Annotated in this window: 18 protein-coding genes; all 18 read right to left on the bottom strand. The window is 34.9% G+C overall.

All coding sequences use genetic code 11. The features are described from left to right. Window positions 1-8: 8 nt before the first annotated feature. The 18 genes from ACM55G_RS05610 to ACM55G_RS05525 all read right to left on the bottom strand — a co-directional run bounded on the left by ACM55G_RS05610 (window position 9) and on the right by ACM55G_RS05525 (window position 21,100). Window positions 9-752 (bottom strand): SDR family oxidoreductase, encoded by a 744-nt coding sequence (locus tag ACM55G_RS05610; protein WP_416842916.1) that lies wholly within the window; start codon window positions 750-752, stop codon window positions 9-11. After that, window positions 742-1,665, bottom strand: a complete 924-nt coding sequence (locus tag ACM55G_RS05605) for a Gfo/Idh/MocA family protein (RefSeq protein WP_416842915.1) — start codon at window positions 1,663-1,665, stop codon at window positions 742-744. Before ACM55G_RS05605 ends, ACM55G_RS05610 begins: the two co-directional genes overlap by 11 nt. Further along, window positions 1,662-2,384 carry an acylneuraminate cytidylyltransferase family protein gene (locus ACM55G_RS05600; RefSeq protein ID WP_416842914.1) on the bottom strand — a complete coding sequence of 241 codons (723 nt, stop codon included), beginning with the start codon at window positions 2,382-2,384 and terminating at the stop codon, window positions 1,662-1,664. Before ACM55G_RS05600 ends, ACM55G_RS05605 begins: the two co-directional genes overlap by 4 nt. A 1-nt stretch (window position 2,385) precedes the next feature. Next, window positions 2,386-3,432 (bottom strand): nucleotidyltransferase family protein, encoded by a 1,047-nt coding sequence (locus tag ACM55G_RS05595; RefSeq protein ID WP_416842913.1) that lies wholly within the window; start codon window positions 3,430-3,432, stop codon window positions 2,386-2,388. Further along, on the bottom strand, window positions 3,429-4,532 hold the full coding sequence (gene neuC, locus ACM55G_RS05590) for a UDP-N-acetylglucosamine 2-epimerase (protein ID WP_416842912.1): 1,104 nt from the start codon (window positions 4,530-4,532) through the stop codon (window positions 3,429-3,431). The genes ACM55G_RS05595 and neuC overlap by 4 nt, the downstream gene beginning before the upstream one ends. Continuing rightward, a complete protein-coding gene (gene neuB, locus ACM55G_RS05585) occupies window positions 4,529-5,551 on the bottom strand; it encodes an N-acetylneuraminate synthase (protein WP_416842911.1) in 1,023 nt (340 codons plus the stop codon). The genes neuC and neuB overlap by 4 nt, the downstream gene beginning before the upstream one ends. A gap of 2 nt (window positions 5,552-5,553) precedes the next feature. Continuing rightward, complete coding sequence (locus tag ACM55G_RS05580) at window positions 5,554-6,177, bottom strand: acetyltransferase (RefSeq protein WP_416842910.1); 624 nt, start codon at window positions 6,175-6,177, stop codon at window positions 5,554-5,556. After that, window positions 6,167-7,309: a LegC family aminotransferase gene (locus ACM55G_RS05575; protein WP_416842909.1), complete on the bottom strand. Its 1,143-nt coding sequence runs from the start codon at window positions 7,307-7,309 to the stop codon at window positions 6,167-6,169. The genes ACM55G_RS05580 and ACM55G_RS05575 overlap by 11 nt, the downstream gene beginning before the upstream one ends. Before the next feature lie 2 nt (window positions 7,310-7,311). Continuing rightward, window positions 7,312-8,499 carry a UDP-N-acetylglucosamine 4,6-dehydratase gene (locus ACM55G_RS05570; RefSeq protein WP_416842908.1) on the bottom strand — a complete coding sequence of 396 codons (1,188 nt, stop codon included), beginning with the start codon at window positions 8,497-8,499 and terminating at the stop codon, window positions 7,312-7,314. Window positions 8,500-8,535: 36 nt separating this feature from the next. Next, window positions 8,536-9,603 (bottom strand): GumC domain-containing protein, encoded by a 1,068-nt coding sequence (locus ACM55G_RS05565; protein ID WP_416842907.1) that lies wholly within the window; start codon window positions 9,601-9,603, stop codon window positions 8,536-8,538. 85 nt (window positions 9,604-9,688) lie between these two features. After that, the gene (locus tag ACM55G_RS05560) at window positions 9,689-12,112 is read right to left on the bottom strand and encodes an SLBB domain-containing protein (protein WP_416842906.1); all 2,424 of its coding nucleotides are present in this window, start codon (window positions 12,110-12,112) and stop codon (window positions 9,689-9,691) included. Window positions 12,113-12,226: 114 nt separating this feature from the next. Beyond that, on the bottom strand, window positions 12,227-13,234 hold the full coding sequence (locus ACM55G_RS05555) for a mannose-1-phosphate guanylyltransferase (protein WP_416842905.1): 1,008 nt from the start codon (window positions 13,232-13,234) through the stop codon (window positions 12,227-12,229). A 130-nt stretch (window positions 13,235-13,364) separates the two neighbouring features. Next, on the bottom strand, window positions 13,365-13,799 hold the full coding sequence (locus tag ACM55G_RS05550) for an adenylyltransferase/cytidyltransferase family protein (protein WP_282730626.1): 435 nt from the start codon (window positions 13,797-13,799) through the stop codon (window positions 13,365-13,367). A 39-nt stretch (window positions 13,800-13,838) separates the two neighbouring features. Beyond that, entirely contained in the window at window positions 13,839-15,122 is a 1,284-nt protein-coding gene (locus tag ACM55G_RS05545) for a nucleotide sugar dehydrogenase (RefSeq protein WP_416842904.1), read from the bottom strand. 463 nt (window positions 15,123-15,585) lie between these two features. After that, complete coding sequence (locus ACM55G_RS05540) at window positions 15,586-16,050, bottom strand: UpxY family transcription antiterminator (protein WP_416842903.1); 465 nt, start codon at window positions 16,048-16,050, stop codon at window positions 15,586-15,588. 134 nt (window positions 16,051-16,184) lie between these two features. Continuing rightward, window positions 16,185-17,576: a nucleotide sugar dehydrogenase gene (locus tag ACM55G_RS05535; RefSeq protein ID WP_416842902.1), complete on the bottom strand. Its 1,392-nt coding sequence runs from the start codon at window positions 17,574-17,576 to the stop codon at window positions 16,185-16,187. A 50-nt stretch (window positions 17,577-17,626) separates the two neighbouring features. Further along, on the bottom strand, window positions 17,627-18,610 hold the full coding sequence (locus ACM55G_RS05530) for an SDR family oxidoreductase (protein ID WP_416842901.1): 984 nt from the start codon (window positions 18,608-18,610) through the stop codon (window positions 17,627-17,629). 30 nt (window positions 18,611-18,640) lie between these two features. Next, window positions 18,641-21,100, bottom strand: a complete 2,460-nt coding sequence (locus ACM55G_RS05525) for a polysaccharide biosynthesis tyrosine autokinase (RefSeq protein ID WP_416842900.1) — start codon at window positions 21,098-21,100, stop codon at window positions 18,641-18,643. Window positions 21,101-21,102 lie beyond the last annotated feature (2 nt).

The raw sequence follows: 21,102 nt of genomic DNA, 5'->3' as shown, positions 1-21,102 counted from the left end.
TTAAGATTTCATATTGCAGTCCATCCTCCATCTACAATTAAATTCTGTCCTGTAATGTATTTGGCTTCATCAGACAGCAAAAAGGATACTGCAGGTGCAATATCATCCGGATTTCCCATTCTGCCCATCGGGACTTTTTTTTCATAATTAGCTACAAAAGTCTCATGCTGATTATCAAAAATACCGCCCGGAGAAACACAATTTACTCGTACTCCTTGTCTGCCATAATAAGAAGCTAAGTATCTTGTGAAATTAATAACCCCCCCTTTTATAGCTGAATAAGGTGCTGCTGTATTGATACTTGTATTTTCATATAAAGTCAAATCATTTCCAACTACTCCATAAATAGATGTCATATTCACAATTGACCCTTTGGTTTTTAGCAACTCTGGCATTATCTTTTGAATAAACAAAAAAGTGGTATTCATTTGCATATCCACATTTTTTTGCCAAGACTCATAAGTAATATCCTCAAATTTTGTCCCCCAATCTTTGGTTCTTGGATAAGCATTATTAACCAATCCGTCTATTTTTCCATAAAAATCGGTTACCAATTTTATTGCGTTCACAATAGATTCCTCAGAAGTGATATCAACAGAAAGAGTGTTTTTTTTAAAATCTGTGGCTACGTTAATATCTGCATTAATTGCAATGGATCCTTTAGCTACAAGATCCTTTATAATTTCCTTGCCTAATAATCCACAGCCTCCCGTTACTATTATTATTTTATCTTTTAATCTATTATTCGTCATTCAAACAAATTTTTAAAATTTCTACAGACGCTGCAAAACTATTCATTGGTACTTGATTATTTTTCAAACAACCAATAAAATACTCTAATTGAAGCAAATAAGTCTCTTTTACACTAAAATCAATTGCTTGAAACAAATATTCACCAGCATCATTTTTTATTTCATTCTTTATCAAATCAACCGTCAAAGTATCCTCATCCAAAACAATTTCTATCTCCCTTTTTGGTTTTCTCCTATAATAATTCAAAACCACATTTGCTGTAAAAGAATCATATTCTAATAGATAATTAGCATAATCAACTGCATCAATTTCCAAACTTGAACTATTTCGCAAAATTGATTTACTTTTACTAGGCAATCCAAAAAGCCATGTAGTATAATCTAATTCATGAAACAAATCCAAATGCACACCTCCGCCCATTGACGCATTTGCGCTGTATATTGTTCTGAAATCCTTTCCCGATCTCCAATCTGGCAAATAAGAACCACAATACACATTAAGTTCATTAACTCTTAAGGGCTCTATCTCTAATTTCTTTTTTAAGAATGCAATACATGGATGAAATCTAAGATTACAAGCAACATAAGTCACTATTTTTTTATCTTCAATTAGCTGAACTAATTCTTTTGAATTTTCAAGGCTGTGAATTGCTGGTTTTTCGATAAACAAAGGAATTCCTCTACGGGCTAATTTCTCAATATACTTATAATGCAAATTAGTTGGATTTGAGATAATGGCAAAATCGAATACAACTGTATTATTCTCTAAATCATAAATATTCTCAACATCTTCTTCACTAACCGCATTTAAGTTGGAACGCAATGCATAAATCTCAGCATCAACTTTCAAAGATTGCAAAGCTGTAATATGTTTTTTTGCAATAGAGCCTAAGCCAATGATCAAGACGTTCATAATTCGAAATCTAGTTTGTTATTTTGCAACAAATACTCCATAAACAAGAAATCTACTGGATGATCCAAATCAAAACAAATATGATCCATTGCATAAATCAAAGATTTATCGGTAATTGCACTTTTTGAATCTGTATCAAAAAATGAGCGTCTATACCAATAAAATGAAGCATTTAGGTCATACACTTTTGGTGCTGACTGACGTGTCATCACACTTCCATCTGGATTGGTTTTAACTAAAGAATAAAAACCATTACTATTTTCTTCAACCATATTGAAATACGGGTTTCTTGCCGCTTGATTTACGGAAAATAGGTTTTTTGCCTGTGAATTAGAAATCATAATTTGTAAAGATTTTTCTATATCCTCTACTGTTCTTAGTGGAGAAGTAACGTCTAAATCTAAAACAAAATCATATTTATAATCTACCAAAGACTCCTCGTATAACAATAAATCTTTTATTGTATCTATTTTACCTGCTACATCAGTAGCTAAATACTCTGGTCTTACATATTCCGTAAAAACACCTTGAGCAGCTGCTACGGTCTTTATTTCAGAATCATCTGTAGACAAAGCTACTTTTACATTCCATTTCTCTTTTAATCTATTTGTCAAATCGATCGAATAAGCAATAAGCGATTTACCTGCTATCAACTTGATGTTTTTCCCTGGTATTCCTTTAGAGCCTCCACGAGCACAAAGGGTGATTAATATGTTCATCCTAAAATTTAATATTATGTATATCTATGTGGGCTTTTTCGAAATCTTCATGCTTCCCCACATCCAACCAATAACCAGAAAAGGGAAAAGAAATCACTTTTAAATTATTATTAATCAATTCTTGCATTAAATCGGGAGCATCAAAAAAAGTGTCTTTAGGAATATACTTCAACATTTCTTTTTTCATCAAATAAATACCACCGTTAGAATAATAAGTATAAGTTGGTTTCTCCTTGAAACTTTTTACAGTTCCATTACTCGTTTCCAAAACAGCATAAGGGATACTCACCTGATACGGAATGGTTAACACTGCTAAATCCGCACCTTGCTTAATAAATTCTAGGAAAAACTGTTCATAATCAATGTTGGTTAACAAATCGGAGTTCGTTACCAATATATAATCGTGTTCGAAATTTTTAATTTGAGAAACAGCTCCTATTGTTCCAAGGGATTTTTCTTCCCAAACATATTCTATTTTAATATTTTTTTCTTTTCCCTGACCAAAATGACTTTCAATCTGTTCACCCAAATATTTTACGGAAATCCAAAAATCATCAATTCCAAATAATGCCAATCGATCCAGATTGTGTTCCATAATAGCCTTATTCCCCACTTTCAAAAGTGGTTTCGGTATAGTATCAGTCAAAGGCTTCAAACGTTGACCTCTACCTCCAGCCATAATCACGGCATCTATAGGTAAATAAGATCTTATTTTCCTGAAATTAATAACATTGACTACGCAATGATTTTCATCAACTACAGGTACAATTCTGAAATCACCTTCACGATATTCGATAATTTTTTCCAGATTATTTTCCCCTTTTATGATATATCTTGGATTATCCTGAATAATTTCATCGATAAAACTTTCAATAGTAAACCCTTTAAGTAATCCCCTTCTTACATCTCCATCTGTAAGTGCACCAATTAATTTATCTCCTGCATCAACAACAAATAATATAGCGTCTTGACCTAATTGATTGAATTGAAGTAAAGCTAGCTTTATTGTACTTCCAGAAAGAATTAAATGGTCTTTGTAAATTCTCATAAAAATTCTTTTACGATTTTAATTATGTTATCGGCTACTTCTTCTTTGAAATAAACATTTTTCCCATTGTATCTTTCAAAACTAATGGCTTTGGTAACCACTGCAATTATTGTTGTTTCTTTAAATTCACAATTAAAAACATTATCACTTTGAACTCTGCCTTTTTGTCGGTCTCCCACATTAACTACATACTTGCCAAATGATGCCGCTTCCAAAATCCCGCTAGAGGTATTCCCTATCAAAATTTTGGCATAATGCATTGCTGAAAAATAGTTAACTTTACCAAAGTTTTCAATCAACAAAATTCGGTCAGGAAATTTCTTTTTCAATTGCTCAATTGCTTCTCTGTAAACCGATCCCTGAGTATCGGCATTAGGCAATGTGATAATTACGAATATTATTTCTGAAATCGTTGCTAAGGAATTTTTCATCGCTTGGGCATATTGAACATTCTCATGTACCGACATCGTTTCCGGATGAAAAGTCACTAGGGCGAATTCTTCCTTAGGTATAGAGAATTTCTCTAAGAAAGTAGCCTTATCTATCGGAACAAAGGATTTAATATCATTTAAGCTCAATGCTCCAACAGAATAAATACCTTCTGAGGAACCTAACAAATCTATTACTTTTCCCCTAAAAACATCTGTAGCAGTAAAATGCAACATTGATGCTAAAGTAATTTGGTGGCGGTAGACATTGTCTATCGCTCCCAATGTGGTTTCTCCCCCATGTATATGGGCAAATTTCACCCCAAAAGGAATTCCTGCCTGTACTGCAGCACTCATTTCAAAACGATCGCCCAAACAGAACACCAAATCGTATGTGCGACTAGCCCAAAAGTCCGCAAACTTCAGTACTGTCAATCCATAAGACGATGCTATAGATTGTTCATCGTCATTAGAAATCAAAGAGGATATGGAATGTATACAACTATACCCATCCTTCTCTATATCCTTTACCGTATATCCGTGGCCTTTTGACAAATGAGTTCCAAAAGCAATAATCTCCATTTCAAAAAAAGAATCACTTTTCATTTTTTCAAGCAAAGGAAGATAAATTCCGTAATCAGCTCTTGAACTAGTTAATATTCCTATTCTCATGTTATATCTGATAAGAATAATTTATCGTCTTCTTTTTTATCTATAACAAGTTTTTTACCTACAATATTTTCCCATTCCATCGGAGAAACTCCATCTCCTGGTCGTAAAGAAATAATATCTTCTTCCGAAACAACATGCCCTTTTGTTAAATTTTTTGTCAAATGGATACTTTTTCTTGCTATCGAGATATTTTTTGTCTCACTGCCACTTGGCATTTTTTGCCCATCTCCACTCAAGGCCAACTCTATATTTCGTATCGCCTTAACCATTGCTTTTAATTCCTCTGGCTCTAATGAAGCTACATGGTCCGGTCCTGGTAAAGTTCTGTCCAATGTAAAGTGTTTCTCGATAATTGTAGCGCCCATCGCCACTGCGGCAATTGGGACTTCAATACCAAGGGTATGATCAGAATAACCAATCTGTACGCCAAAAGTTTTCTGAATTGACAACATCGCCTTTAGATTTACATCTTTCATAGAAGTTGGATATTCTGTATTGCAATGTAATATCGAAATGTTGTCCTTTTTTAAACCAAATTTCACTAGAACGTCCATTGCCTGTTTAATTTCAATTTCGGAACACATTCCAGTTGACATGATAACTGGTTTTCCGCATAAAGCAATTGCTCTGAGATAAGGATAATTCGTTATTTCTCCACTTGGAATTTTAAAAAAAGAAAGTCCAAGATCATTAAGGTAATTCACACCCTCAACATCAAAGGCTGTTGAGAAAAACTGAATATTCCTTTCAGAGCAATAGGACATTAGATCTAAATGATTTTCGTGACTCAACTCTAATTTCTTCAACATAGCATACTGCGAGTCATCACCATCGTTGATATTAACGCTCTGATATTCTGCTTTTTTAGCCGATTTACTTACTAAACTATCTGCTTTAAAAGTCTGAAATTTAACATAATCAACTCCAGCATCTACAGCCACGTCAATTAGCTTTTTAGCTACTTGAATATCACCGTTATGATTTACTCCTGCTTCGGCTATAATAATTACTTTATTCATATTTAAATTATTCTGCCTGGATTTCCAACTACTTTTTTTCCATCAGGTATATTGGTAATAACTACAGTTCCTGCTCCTATTACAACATCTTTTCCAACAACAATTCCTTGCTTTATTACCGCATTGGCTCCCACAAATGTTCTATAGCCAACAGTAACATTTCCTGCTAAAACAGCTCCTGGCCCTATATGAACCGCATCAGCTAAAACACATTCGTGCTCAACAATACAGCCGGAATTTAATATTACATTTTCCCCAACTACTGCAAGCGCATTGACAACAACATTTTTATTAATAAAACTACCACTCCCTATCACCGCGTTCTTTGAAATGTGAGCTGTTTTATGTATAATTGTATCGACTGTCTTTCCTTTGCTCTCAATCAAATTGGCAATATTTTGTCTCAACTTATTATTGCCTATTCCGAGAACAAAAGTAACTTCCTTTTGCCATCCTATAAAATCATCATTATTTTCAAATCCTAAATATGATAAATTATAGGGGTCTGAATTCGATTCTTTTTTATCAGAATAACCAATAATTTCTAAACCATTTTCCAAAGCCGTTTCAGCAACTACAAAAGCATGCCCAGAATATCCAATAAGAATTACTTTCCTATCTAACACTACTTGGTATATTAATAATCCGCTCTTCCAAAAATTCGGCATTAATCTGTTCGTCTTTCTGACAATGGGCGTACATCGGCAAACGGTACATCAACTGCCATATTGGTCTGGTCATCACACTATTTCTGTTGGTAGTTTCCAAAAACAAATCTCGCTCGGCTTTATTCTCCAACTCCACACACATTAACCAATAGTTTGCTTTGGTATCAGGCGTTTCGGTTCTGAATTTTACTCCATTATTCGCAAAGAAAGATTGGTACTCTTTTGCTAATTTTCTTTTATTTTCTAAAAAACCATCCAACTGCTCCAATTGTGCACAAGCCAAAGCGGCATTCAAATTAGGCATCCTAAAATTATACCCCATTTCATCATGTACATATTCATAAGGATGCGGAATTTTTGCCGTAGTGGTTAGATACTTTCCTTTCTCTCCTATTGAAATATCGTTGGTAACTATAACACCTCCTCCTCCGGAGGTCACTATCTTATTCCCGTTAAATGAAAAAACACCTACCTTCCCTAAACTCCCTGTTGACTTTCCTTTGTAAACACTACCTAACGATTCTGCGGCATCTTCCACCACCGGAATTTTCCAAGCGTTACAAACATCAATCAGTTCATCTAAATGCACTGGAAATCCAAAAGTGTGCATCGGTAAACAAGCACTTATTTTTTTGCCAGTCTTTTTATTGTAGCAACCGTCCTCACACAAATTACCAAATTCTTCTAAAAATTGCGCCACTGCTTTGGGAGACAATCCCATAGTGTCTAAATCAACATCTAAAAAAATCGGGGTTGCGTTTTGGTAGGCTATAGCATTCGCTGTAGCCACAAAAGTTAACGCTTGTGTCAATACTTCATCCCCCGCTTTCACACCCACTAACCGCAAAGCCACTTGAATCCCCGCAGTACCATTGACAACAGCAACTGCTTTTTGAGTTTGGGTAATGCCTTCCATCATCAATTCAAATTGATTTACGTAAGCCCCTACAGAGGATACAAAAGTAGAATCGATAGTTTCTAATAAGTATTTTTTTTCATTCCCTCCAAAATGAGGAACATGCAACGGAATAAAACTTTCCGTTTTATACTGAGCTTTTATAAAGGATATAACCGAATTAAAATCTGCCATAATTACATTTTTGAATCTAAATATTTACCCGTTTCTTTATGTCCAAAATTAGGGATCATATTATGAAACAAAGCAACAATTTCTTCTTTATTCCATGATTTATCAACTTTCATTTGAGCAATTTTGGAGGTGAAGTTTTCTAATTTAGATGGGTCAAAATTAACGTCATTTTTTATAACACCTAAATTTTCGAAACGCTCCATATCCAAAACCTCGCTAACGGTAAAAAACTCTTCAAAATCCTTTTCTCCTGTAGTGTCACTGGCTGTAAATAGACAAGGCCATTTCTTTTGTGCGATCAAATCATCAACACTATTTCTGGCGTCCTCTTCCGATTCACACAAATAAGGTTCATATCCAATTTCAGCCAAATATTTCACCGCAATGTCGGAAAAAGAAATCAAATGCAAATTCTCACTTAATTTAGGAAAGAAAATATCTCTATTTTCTCCAAAAACACAGGACATCAAACACAACTCCCCTGATTCCTTAGGAGTAACGAAATAACGTTTAATATCATTTGGAGCCACTATGGGTTGTTTTTTCGTGATCCTCTGATTGAATCCGTGCAATAACGAGCCATCCGAAAAGGCCACATTAGCAAAACGAGCAGTGGAAATTTTTATTTGTTGGCTTTTTCGCATCAAATACATTTCCATGATGCGTTTGGATGCTCCCATCATATTTACAGGATTGGCCGCCTTATCAGTCGAAACACAAAAATACTTTTTAGTTCCATTTTCTATGGATTGCTGTAACGTTTTCTCGGTATTAAAAACATTCACATCTATCATTCTCATCAAGGTAAATCCATCTTTTTCGCTACGCACATGTTTCAAAGCGGAAAGATTCAATACATAATCGTATTTCCCATCTGATTTTATAAACGCATCATATTCTATCGACCCAATATCTAAAGCAAAAGTTTGAAAATCTCCATCGATATAACCATAAGAACTTCTCAAATCCCGAACTAGTTCCACCATGTTATTTTCGCTTATATCGACAACATGCAACTTAGTTGGATTACGTTTAAATATTTCTTTGGTTACCGCTTGACCTATGGATCCTGCACCACCAATTATTAAAAAAGAAGAACTACTAACAATTTTAGATAACTCATTTTCATAAGTTAAAATATCTTTTTTAAATATTTCTTCTTCTCTGCCTATTAATTTGAGAATATTCATTTTTTACTTAAAAATATATTATTTATATCAAAACAATTATTGAGTTATCGATTTCAACAACCTTCTAACAATCAAACCCAACACCACTAAAAATCCTGCTAAAAGACCACCCCTTACAATCCCTTTCGCCTTCCCAAATTTTTCTTTCTTTAAAGGTAAAATAGGCCTGTCAATCACCTGAATTAAAGGCGTTTCCTTACGTAAAGTAACTTTGGCTAATTCCGATTGTTTGACCAATTCGGTTAAAATAGCTGTATTAGCCTGAACGTCCACTTGTCTACGTGCAGAAGGCGCACGACGCACATTCATGGCGGGATTCAAACCAAAAGTATTATCATTGGCGACCGCCACACCAGTAATCGCTCCGTTGAGTTCCCTACGAATAGAATCGGTTTGTCTTTCGAGGACATCCATATTCATTCTGGCCTTCTTACTCTTGGTCGTGACATAAAAATCAGAAACTTCATTAACTAAGGCTTCCGTAAAATACTTGGCGAACAATTCATTAGACGAAGACATATCAATAGTTACAATCGCTACTTTTTTATCTTTTTGGCCTATAACTAATCCACTATTTGACAAATTTTGATACATTACCCCCAAAATACTGTCATGGACTCGGCTAAAATAAGTGCGCTTGGTGTCAGGTAAAAACTGGATATTTTTAAATTTGGATTTGCCTTTCCAACTATCTCTCCAACCGTTATTCTGAATATACATCTCCGCCAAAGAAATAGTCCTTCCATCTATAATAACTGGACTCAACAAGGTTTGCTCTACCATAGCGCGGGACTTGAATAACTCCGTCAAATTGGATCCGGTAAAAATACTGCCTCCCCCTCCACCAAGATCTATTCCAAATGAGCTGGCTAATCCTAAAGCGCCTCCCAATCCACCACTACCTTTCTCATCTTCTAAAACAAATGATAATGTTGCGGTGTAAATCGGTTTGTTAGATAAGGAATAGCTTAAGCCTAAAGCAGCCCCTATAATACCTGCTAGAACAATAATCTTCCATTGCGAAAGTAAATAAGCAATCCATTCTCTTCCTTTTTCCAGTAATTCCTTTAAAGATATTTCGTCATTAAGGTTTTGTTCATTCATATTTATACCGTAGTCGTTTATCCGTTAGTTGTTTTCCTTTTATTTATTGCCTACTGACTGCAAATTGTCATCAACGAACTGATTCCTATCTCAATAGCGCTATAACAACCCCAGCCAAACTCGCCAATACCCCTGCTATACTAACAAACTCTCCCGTACTCATCTTTTTGGTCTCTGGTTTTTCTGGCACTATAATTTGTGAACCTGGAGTCACTTTAGGATACGTTTTTATAAATAAGAAAGACCCCACTACATCTGCTTTCCCATTTGGGTAAATAATATAGGCTTTTTTCTTCCAGCCTTTGGCATCAATTCCACCAACGGCATTCAAATAATAATTAAAGCCCTTGCCTTTATCATAGGGTATCTCCGAAGTCAACAAAACATTACCAGTCACTTTTACACCTTCATTGTACGCCGCTACTTCAATCTCATCTCCTGGAAATAAAGTCACATTGGTATTACTCCCCGGATTTTCAAAAATGGCTTTCCAATCCACTGGTATGGTGGCAAATTTCAGGTCTTCTTTTAGTTTTTTTGTCAATTTTTTTTGAATACTATCTTTTTTTCCCAAATTCAAATTTACACTTTCAACCACTTCTATTTGTTTGGCTTGTATGGGTCTTTTAATTTTAACGCCATCCATATTGGCTAGTGAAGTCAGACCACCGGCTCTTTCAATAACATCATAGACCCTGTCTTTTTTCGTTGCCAAAACGTATTTTCCGGAATAATTTACAGCACCACTTATCGTTACCATCTCTGGTTTTTCGTACACGGCCATTTTACGAATATTTACAACATCAAAAGGCTCTAAAGCAAAGTTTTTTAACTGCTCATTGTTGTCAGCTGAAATCTCTAAATTGAACAATTGTGCTTTATTAGGATTGGCATCATCTATTTCTTCCGATTTTATCATTCGGGCAACCTCAACTCTTTTGGAGGCCGAACCGGTCAAGCCGCCTGCCTGAACTAATAAATCATTTAAAGTAAGATTCTCATGATAGTCATAAATTCCGGGCTTTTTAATTTCACCATCAATCGTTATTTTATACTCTTCTACAAAATCTAAAATCGAATACACCGTTACGACATCTTCTTTATGCAATGCAATATCAGCTTCTAGATCCCCTTCTAAGGCTTTAGCCAAATCTACATTGACGATTTCAGTAGTCAAATCCGGTTTTAATCGTATAATTCTGGCTCTATTGCTATAGGCATCTTCTTTTAACCCATCCGCTTTTGCAATCAGATCTGAAATGCGCATGCCTTCATAAAAAGAATAGGTGTCCGGTCTAAAAACGGCACCTTCAATTTTGATTCGGTTTTCAAATCGATTTAATATTTTTGACACTCGGAACACATCCCCTGACAGCGGTTTATAACTAGTATATTCAGCTGCATTGATGTCTTTCACTTTAAATTCTTTGCTTGTTTTTTGCAAAACATTTACCGAGGCGGTGTATGCAAATTCATTGAATCCTGACGCAAAAGATAATAAATCTGTAAATGTTTCTCCTTTTTTCATTTCAAAAATCCCTGGACGTTTTACCTGTCCTTCAAGAGTGACCCTTTGATTGTAAGCAGGGATTCGAATGACATCATTATCCTTTAAACCCACATTATCCGATTGATTTCCATTGACAAGGAAGCGGTAAAGATCAATATTTTTGTATACTTTATTATCTCGCAGCAACTCTATATTTCTATAACTGCCATTCTTTCCCGGGCCTCCACCCAAAAATAAGGCATTATAAACTGTTGCCAAAGAAGAGATAGAATAATTACCCGGTTGCTTACTCCCTATTATCGTCACTCTAATAGTTCTGATACGGCTCAAACTTACTGCGACTTGAGATTGTCCGGAGTCTACTGTACTATACACTCTTGCAATGGCTCCTTTTATTTTTTGGGTTGCAGCCTCAATCGTCATTCCCGTAACCGGAATCTGACCTACATACTGAATAGTTACTTTACCCTCTGTCGATACCGGCACACTGGCATTAAATTCTTGTACCCCATAAACACTGACTTGCAATTCATCTCCAGGGCCTAAAACATAATTTACAGGTGTAGCCAATTTCAAATTGGGCTCAAAATTCAACGTAGGATTATCAAACAGTTCCGAACCAAAAACTAAAGCATTTAGGGTATCTTTTACTTTACTGTTAACAATTTTTTCGTGTTTTCTGGTTAGCTCTTCCGATTCTTCCCCTTTCAAATCACCTTTTTTTCCATCCGCCGAAGTATTTTTTATTTCTCCCAAGCGGATTTTCAATTTAGCAAACTCTCCCGCAGGCATTCCTTTTGCCAAAGCCATTGGTTCCGCTTGTTCAATTGTTACATTATTAGTTTGCAACTGCGTTTTAATTTTTGCAATTTCACTGTCTGATAAATAATCCACTTTTAAGGTACTCAAATCAGTGCTTTTTAACAAGTCTTGCGCAAATGTATTGGAGGCCTGAAAAAGAGCAAACAACAATAAAAGGGTAGCAATTATTTTTCTCATAAGTAATTTATAATAATGTATATTGTATTTTAATCATTCTTTTTCAAGAATGTAATCGTTATTTTTTATGTAAAAAAAGCCGTTCAGGACAGGAAAACTTGAATTATTTTATTCTCAATTCAACAAATCTGAATGTTTCCTCTCCAATTCACTGTATATATTCTTAACATCCTGAGACCTTTCTTTTTGCAAAATCAAATTAGCGGTATCCGTATAAACGAAAATAGTATTTTTTAATCCAACAAAAGCAGTATAATTGTCGGTTCCAATGACCATATTCCCGTTTGTGTCGACAGGATGACCTTTAGAAATTAAATAATCATAAACAGACTCAAACGATCCTAAATCGGACCAAATGAAGGTAGAAGAAACAACTTTTATTTTTTTACTTCTTTCCATAACGGCATAATCAATACTGATAGAAGGTATTTCCATAGACAAATCTAAATCCAAATGTCCATTAATAGTAGCGTTCCAGGCAATTTTTGATTTTTCATAGACTTCTGGATAGAACTTATTTAATTCTTCCAATAAAACCGAAGCTTTGAAACAAAACATACCGCTATTCCAGAGGAAATTTCCTTTGGCTATAAAATCAGTAGCCGTTACTTTGTTTGGCTTCTCCCGAAAAGAAATGACATCATCATCTTTACGTTCGATGTAACCATATCCGGTTTCTGGTTTGGTAGGAATAATTCCAAAAGTAACAATATACCCTTTTGATGCTTTTTCAACAGCTTCATGAATGGCTGCCTCGTATGGTTCTATTCCATCAATAATATGATCAGAGGGCGTGACAATTAAAATATCATCCGGTTGGGAAGCAAAAGCAGCAAAAGCAATGGCGGCTGCAGTATTTCTTGGGGTTGATTCAATTATATCTAAATAGGGAGTATTCGATTTTTCCATCACTTGTCTACTGAGGTGGCAATTATCAATATTACCGACTACCATAATTTTATCCGCTATAGCACGATTGCGTTCCACAGTTATCTCAAACAACGACTTACCTTCAAATAAATCAAGATATTGTTTAGGTTGGCTTTTTCGTGATAAGGGCCATAATCTGCTCCCTACTCCACCGGTAAGAATAACATGTGTAATTGAAGGTTTATTTTTCATTATATGCTGTATTTTTTTGTCAGTTTGAGTGCCATTTTATTGTCGGTCAGTTCAAATGATTTTGCTCAAGAAACAATCCAAATCCCTTTAAAAATTGTTCTGAGAAGCTTCCCTTTAAGAAAATAAAGTGCTACAGAACTTTATTTTCTTTCAGCAATTCTTTTTCTTTTACTTCTTTACGCAAACTACTACTGGAAAATCGATGATCCCGAACATTAAAATAGAGTTCAATTCCTTTTTCTTCACAATACGTTCGACCTGTAAAATTTTTATCTTTGTATTCGTCCCCAATGATGCGGACATCTATTTTAAACGAACGCAAAATATCTTCTAAATCCTGTTCTGTTGCATAAGGGACAATTTCATCCACAAATCTACATCCTTTGAGTTGGATATAGCGCTCCACAACAGACTGAGTGGGCCTATTTTTTTCCGGACGATCAATCGTTGGGTCTGTTTGTAATGCGACTATCAAATAATCACATTGTCGTTTAGCTTCTTCCAACATAGTTATATGGCCCGCATGAAGCAAGTCGAAAGCACTAAAAGTTATTCCTGTTTTCATGATTTTTTTAATATAAGTTTATGCGAAAACATAACAATTTTACAATCTTCCATCCGCCGCATCCCCTAAAACACCTTTAACGTCGTATAACAAACTATTCGCATTTTGCAATTTAGATATTTCTAAATCTAGAAATTGGTGGTGCGCTACTCCCAAAACTACCGCATCAAATTTTTGATTCGGTACTACATTGGTGGTTATTAAACCGTATTCTTTTTTAACCTCATCAGGATTCGCCAACGGATCGTATATCGTTACTGTAATTCCATAATCCGTTAGAGCAGCAATGACATCCACTATTTTTGTATTGCGAACGTCAGGACAGTTTTCTTTGAAAGTGATTCCCATCATTAACACTATAGCGCTATTAACAGAAATTCCTTTTTTAATCATCCCCTTAACTACCTGAGAAGCTACATACTCGCCCATACTATCATTCAATCGCCTTCCGGCTAATATAATTTCCGGATGATAGCCAAACTCTTGGGCGCGTTGAGCCAAATAATAAGGATCTACTCCAATACAATGACCTCCAACTAAACCGGGTTTAAAAGGCAGAAAATTCCATTTGGTTCTAGCGGCTTCCAAAACGGCATGAGTATCTATATTCATCAAATTGAATATTTTAGCCAATTCGTTTACAAATGCAATATTGATATCGCGTTGGGAGTTTTCAATTACTTTGGCGGCTTCGGCAACTTTTATGGAAGGGGCTAAGTGTGTCCCGGCAGTAATCACTGATTTATATAATTCATTTACTTTATGTCCAATTTCTGGTGTAGAACCTGAAGTCACTTTTAAAATCTTCTCTACGGTATGTTCCTTATCTCCCGGATTTATTCTTTCAGGGGAATAACCTGCAAAAAAATCAACATTGAATTGTAAGCCCGAGACCCTTTCCAATACCGGCACACATTCCTCTTCGGTTACACCTGGATACACCGTAGATTCATAAATCACGATATCGCCTCTTTTCAAAACACGCCCTATCGTTTCACTGGATTTATATAAAGGAGTCAAATCAGGACGATTATTTTTATCTACCGGAGTAGGAACTGTTACAATGTAATAATTACAGTCCGCTATACCATCTAAAACTGAAGTACAATACAAACCAATAGCATCACCGGGTTTTTCCAGCAATACTTTTTGTAATACTTCATCGGTTACTTCAAATGTAGTATCAGTACCGGATTGCAAGGAAGCAACTCTGGATTGATTGATATCAAATCCTACAACAGCATATTTCGTTGCAAATAACCGCGCCAATGGTAAACCCACATAACCCAGACCAACAACTGCTATTTTTATATTTGAACTCATTTTCAAACCAATATTAATCAACTATTGTTAACTTAAATCCACCGCTTCGCGATTCAAACTCACAAAAAGAAGTCGGAATCAAGATGATTTTTGTGTGCAAATATAGTTACAATAAAGTATTTTATAAAATAAAAAAACATCGCCTAGAATCTCAAAATACGAATAAAGAAAACAAAGATAGGCAACCAACTAATAACCAATTAAAAGGAACGAAATTGACAAGCAGTTGTTATTTAAAAAAATCACCTAATTTAGTGATGCTAAAAATGCTAAAAAACAAGAATTTTAAGTAAGAATTCAACTCTAATACTTTAAAAAAGGACCCAAAAGATAGAAGAAAATTATTCTGATATTTCATACCTTCAAAACAGCTACCTATACAGAAAACAGCGTAAAAGAAAACGCTAGGATACAATATTTATTCTTCCACATGATTCCCGTGGGTTTGGGATAGGGAGGTCTTTTATTTGTATTTCATTTTCAAAACACATCCTAATGATTCCAAAACAAGAACATAATGGGTATTATTTACTTCTTGAACAATTGCCGTTTGAGCTGAAAATGGTCCTGAATTTAATTCTATCTTGTCACCTACTTGAAATGGAACAATTGTAATCTCACAACGATCATGTCCATCGAGTCCTTCCTTAATGATCTTAATTTCCTCATCCCTTACAATTGCAGGTTTGCCCAACCAGAACAAGTAACGCACCACACCAACTGACTGAAATACTAAATTTCTGTCAGAATCTGGTAATTGAACAAAAACATAAGAATTAAAAAGGGGCACTTCTACCTTTTTTTTTCGATCAGACCATTGACGAACTACTGTAATCAAAGGGCAATAGCATTCTATTCCACTTTTTTTCAATTGTTCAGCTACTTTCTTCTCCCATTTAGGTTTTGTATACACGACATACCAATTCATCTTGCATTCTGTATTAAAAAAAAAACATTCTCTTTATTTATTTGTATTCTCTCTTAGGTACTGTTTTATAAAAAACAATAATGTATCTGTAGATTCTTAAATCAATTACTATTATACTCTAAATGAATACTACCTTAAGAACCTATCCCCTGATAAACAAATCCAATCGCTTCCAGAGCCGCACCATCAAGTATGTTTCTTCCGTCAAAGACAAAAGCTGGTTTTTGCATGGAGTCATAAATTTTTTGCCAGTCATACTGAATAAATTCGTCCCATTCCGTTAGAATTGCTACAGCATGCGCATTTGCGCAGGCTTCATAAGGATTATCAAACGACATAATACGATCCTCATTAGTGGAAGCCGCCCTGGTTTCTAAATAATCCAAATCAGCCAAAACTTTCTTTCTGGATACTTTAGGGTCGTATACAGCAACTTTCGCATGCTCATTTATCAAATCATCGGCAACATAAATGGCTGCTGATTCTCTGGTATCATTCGTATCTTTTTTGAAAGCCCAACCCAGAAAGGTTATTTTTTTATCAGAAACCGTATTGTAAAGTGTTTGAACGATATTATTAGAGAAACGTCTCTTTTGATGATCATTCATTATAATTACCTGCTCCCAATAATCGGCTACTTCGTTCAATCCGTAGGATTTTGCAATGTAAACCAAATTCAAAATGTCCTTTTGAAAACAAGAACCCCCAAATCCAACCGATGCTTTCAGGAATTTCGATCCTATCCTGCTATCCATTCCTATGGCTTTGGCTACCTCATTGACATCAGCTCCAGTTTTTTCGCAAAGTTCTGACATCGCATTAATCGAAGAAATCCGCTGTGCTAAAAAAGCATTAGCAGTCAATTTTGATAATTCTGACGACCATACATTAGTCGTTAATATTTTATCTGCCGAAACCCAATTCGAATAAACAGCAACAAGTGCTTGTATGGCGCTTTGCCCTTCTTCCGAAGGATCGCCTCCAATTAGTATTCGATCTGGATTCAACAAATCCTGAACAGCAGTTCCTTCTGCCAGAAATTCTGGGTTTGAAAGAATTTGAAACTGCACTCCATTACCGGTATTATCCAGAATACTTTTGATTGCTTCTGCCGTTCGCACTGGAAGTGTTGATTTTTCGACAACTATTTTATTGTCTTTTGCTACACTGGCTATTTGTCTGGCACACAATTCAATATATTTCAGGTCAGCCGCCATTCCTTTCCCTTTTCCATAGGTCTTTGTAGGCGTATTGACTGATATAAAAATGATTTGGGCTTCGTCTATTGCTTTTTCCACATCGGTGGAGAAAAATAAATTTCTGCCTCTTGCTTCCCCTACAATTTTGTCTAATCCAGGTTCATAAATGGGAATATTAGCTATATTTTCATCATTCCAAGCTGCTATACGCTCTTTATTCAGATCAACTACAGTGACTTGTATTTGCGGACATTTTTGGGCAATAACTGCCATTGTAGGACCACCTACATATCCAGCACCAATGCAACAAATTTTTGTGATTTTCATTTTATAATATGCTTTCTTTTATTACCTGCTTTTTTCTTAAAAAGGTTTTTTTATTTAAGATTATCCCAATACCAACCCACCGCTTCTTTTAATCCTTCTTGCATCGAATAATGTGGATCATACCCTAATAGTGTTTTGGCTTTATCAATACTTGCCAAAGAGTGTGGAATATCACCTGCTCTGTTGGGTCCGTATTCCACTTCAACTGTGGCAATCCTCTTATCGTATTTAGACAAAAAATCCTTCAAATAATCAACCAGATTATTCAACGTATTCCTATCGCCATAAGCAGTATTATAAACAGTATTTACCGCGTCAGGATTTTTTGTTAACATCGCCAACTCGTTCATTTGAATCACATTGTCAATATAAGTAAAATCACGGGAATAGTTTCCGTCACCATTTATTTTTGGACTTTCCAATTGCATTAGTTGCATTACAAATTTTGGAATAACGGCAGCATACGCTCCGTTAGGATCTTGCTTCCGCCCAAAAACATTGAAATAACGCAAACCGATGGTTTCTATACCATACGTTCTACTAAAAATTTCAGCATACAATTCGTTCACATACTTTGTTATTGCATAAGGAGAAAGCGGCTTCCCTATTACGGCTTCTACTTTTGGCAATCCAACTGAATCCCCATAAGTGGAGGAACTTGCCGCATATATGAATCGTTTTACCTTGGCATCACGAGAAGCAACAAGCATATTTAAAAACCCCGAAACATTAACATCATTGGTAGTAACCGGATCAATTAAAGAACGCGGCACAGACCCCAAAGCTGCCTGATGCAGCACATAATCTACTCCCTTTACCGCATTTTGACAATCAGTCGCATTACGAATGTCACCTTCGATTAAACGAAAGTTAGCATTATTGATGAAATCTTTTAGATTATGTCTATATCCCGTCGCAAAATTATCCAAACAAATAACTTCATGTCCTTTAGACAAAAAATATTCACAAAGATTAGAACCTATAAATCCTGCTCCTCCGGTAATTAGTATCGTACTTTTTGTATCCTCTTTCATCTTTCTTAATTTAGAAAATCAGTTACTTTGTTATTTTTTGCGAAATTTACCCACTATAGTTTCAAATATATTTTTTGGTTTATCTTCTTCATGATACCCACTTGAATACGTTCCGTAGCCATAACCATATCCGTAACCGTAACCATAACCCGCACCGTATTTTGCTTTATTTTCAAACCCGTTCAAAATAATGCTGGTGTTATTTAATTCTCCACGTTTTACCCGGTTGTTTAATAACGTAATCATTTCTTTTTTAGTGAAATTCTGTCTTACTATATACAAGGTAACATCGCAATATTGTGCTAATTCCAAGGCATCAGATACCAAACCAACTGGTGGCGTATCCAATATAATATAATCATATTTTTTCTTTAATTCTTCAATTAATTCTCTCATTCCATCACTCATAATCATCTCAGCCGGATTTGGCGGCACCGGCCCTGAGAGAATAACATCAAGATATGGCACATGGGTATGATTAATAATTTCGTCAACTGTTTTCTGTTTAATCAAATAATTTACAATCCCAACTTCATTGGATAAATTAAATTCAGCAAACAATTTAGGCTTTCTTAAATCAAGACCAATAACTACTGTTTTTTTCTCGCTGAGCGCAAATATCGTAGCAATATTTATAGAACAAAACGTTTTCCCTTCTCCGCTTACAGATGATGTTATCATAAGGGTTTTAGCTCCATCGACATTTTGTTGTTTATACAAAAACTGTAGTGAAGAGCGAATGGCTCTGAAGGATTCAGATAAAGCAGATTTAGGTTTCTCAAAAACTGCCAAATTAGTATTCTCCTTACTCATCCCGACGACACCTAGCAAAGGAATTTGTGTCAACTTACTGATATCATCGGTGTTTTGAATCGAATTATTGATAAAGAAAATTGCAAATACAAAAAGCAAAGGAAATAGAACTCCCAGGAAAAATGCCAAAACATAATTCACAGATGTTTTTGGTCCTACAAGCCCTCCTCCAACATCTTTTGCAGGATCTATAAAATGAATATCCGATAAATTCGCTGCTTTAACAATATCAGCTTCACTTCTTTTTTGAAGAAAAGTACTGTAAATATTATCACTTAAATCATATTTCCTTTTAATCTTGATTAGCTCTTGTTGATCTTCAGGAAGTTGTTTTATAGTGCTTTCGGTTTCATTAATTTTACTGCTTACCATTGCTAAATCATATTGCAAAGATGCTTTGGCAGTAGCAATGTTTTCCAATAATACATTTTTAACAGCTTCCATTTGATTGTCAAAATCCTTGAATATTTTATCACTTTTAACTGCATACGCCATTTCAGATCTTTGGGTAGACAATGCAATCAATTTTGACACATTTACAACAATATTTGGATCTTCAATTCCAGCTACTGATGGCGCTGGAAGTTTAGCATAGTTTACGCTATTTTTTAAGTATGCTTTTAGCGAATTATAATATGCCATTTTGCGATTGACTTCGTCTTTCTTTACATCAAATTCTAGAATTTTATCCGAAAACTTAGCTCCGCCTTGTTCTATATCATAGATGTTTTTATCTTTCCTAAAGGATTTTAGCTCATTTCCTGTTTCTTTTAATTGGGATTCCATAGCAACTAATGTACTATCTATAAAAGCAATTGTATTAGTCGCAAACTGATTTTTACTGTCTAATTGTCTTTTTATAAGCATATTAACAGTAGAATTCAAATACTCAACCATTCTCGCTTTATTGGTCCCTTGCATTCCCAAAGTAATTATTGACCCTCCTTTATCATCTGATTTAACATTTATCCCTTTATATCCAGATACTGTTCCGTCAAAATCGTTAAATTGTACAAAATACTCTTTCCCTTTATAAAAGCCAGGATTATCTTTTATTTGTAATTTCCAATTTAAAAAAGGCAATGACACCTGCTCTCCTACCTTATATTTTTTTACAAAATCACCAGTTTCAACAGCGGTATTACTGTTTGAGTTAGTTGTGTAGGTTATTAATGATACATTTTGATTTTCAAAAGGGATTTTGATTTCGTATACATTTTCACTCAAAAATCTAATTCTTATCAGATTTCTTGCTAACTGGCCTTTTGATTTATCAATATTTACATAAAAAGGGACCGCACCATAAGCATCTTCCATATTATATTTACCCTGAACTAAGTAATCAATATAGTATTGCAATTTATCAACAACCAATTCATTATGAGATCTGGATTTCAAAGTAGTTGAAATGGTTTGAACTTGATCTGAAGTTCCACCCCAATTAAAAACCAAACTAGTATTAGACGTAAAAAGAGGATTACTTTCTTCCTTTACAGAAATAAGCGTTTCCATACTGTAAATTTTTTGTTTACGAATATTCACCTGATAGGCAATTGTGAAAGTGATTAATAAACTCAGCAGAAACCATTTCCAATAACTTCCGATTTTTATTAAAAATCCTTTAAAGTCAAAACTCACTTGGTTTTCAAAAATCGAAAAATCTTTTATATCTAACATTT

Source organism: Flavobacterium algoriphilum, from assembly GCF_048158655.1.
Lineage (GTDB): Bacteria > Bacteroidota > Bacteroidia > Flavobacteriales > Flavobacteriaceae > Flavobacterium > Flavobacterium algoriphilum.
This window is presented reverse-complemented; position numbering and strand designations above follow the sequence as displayed.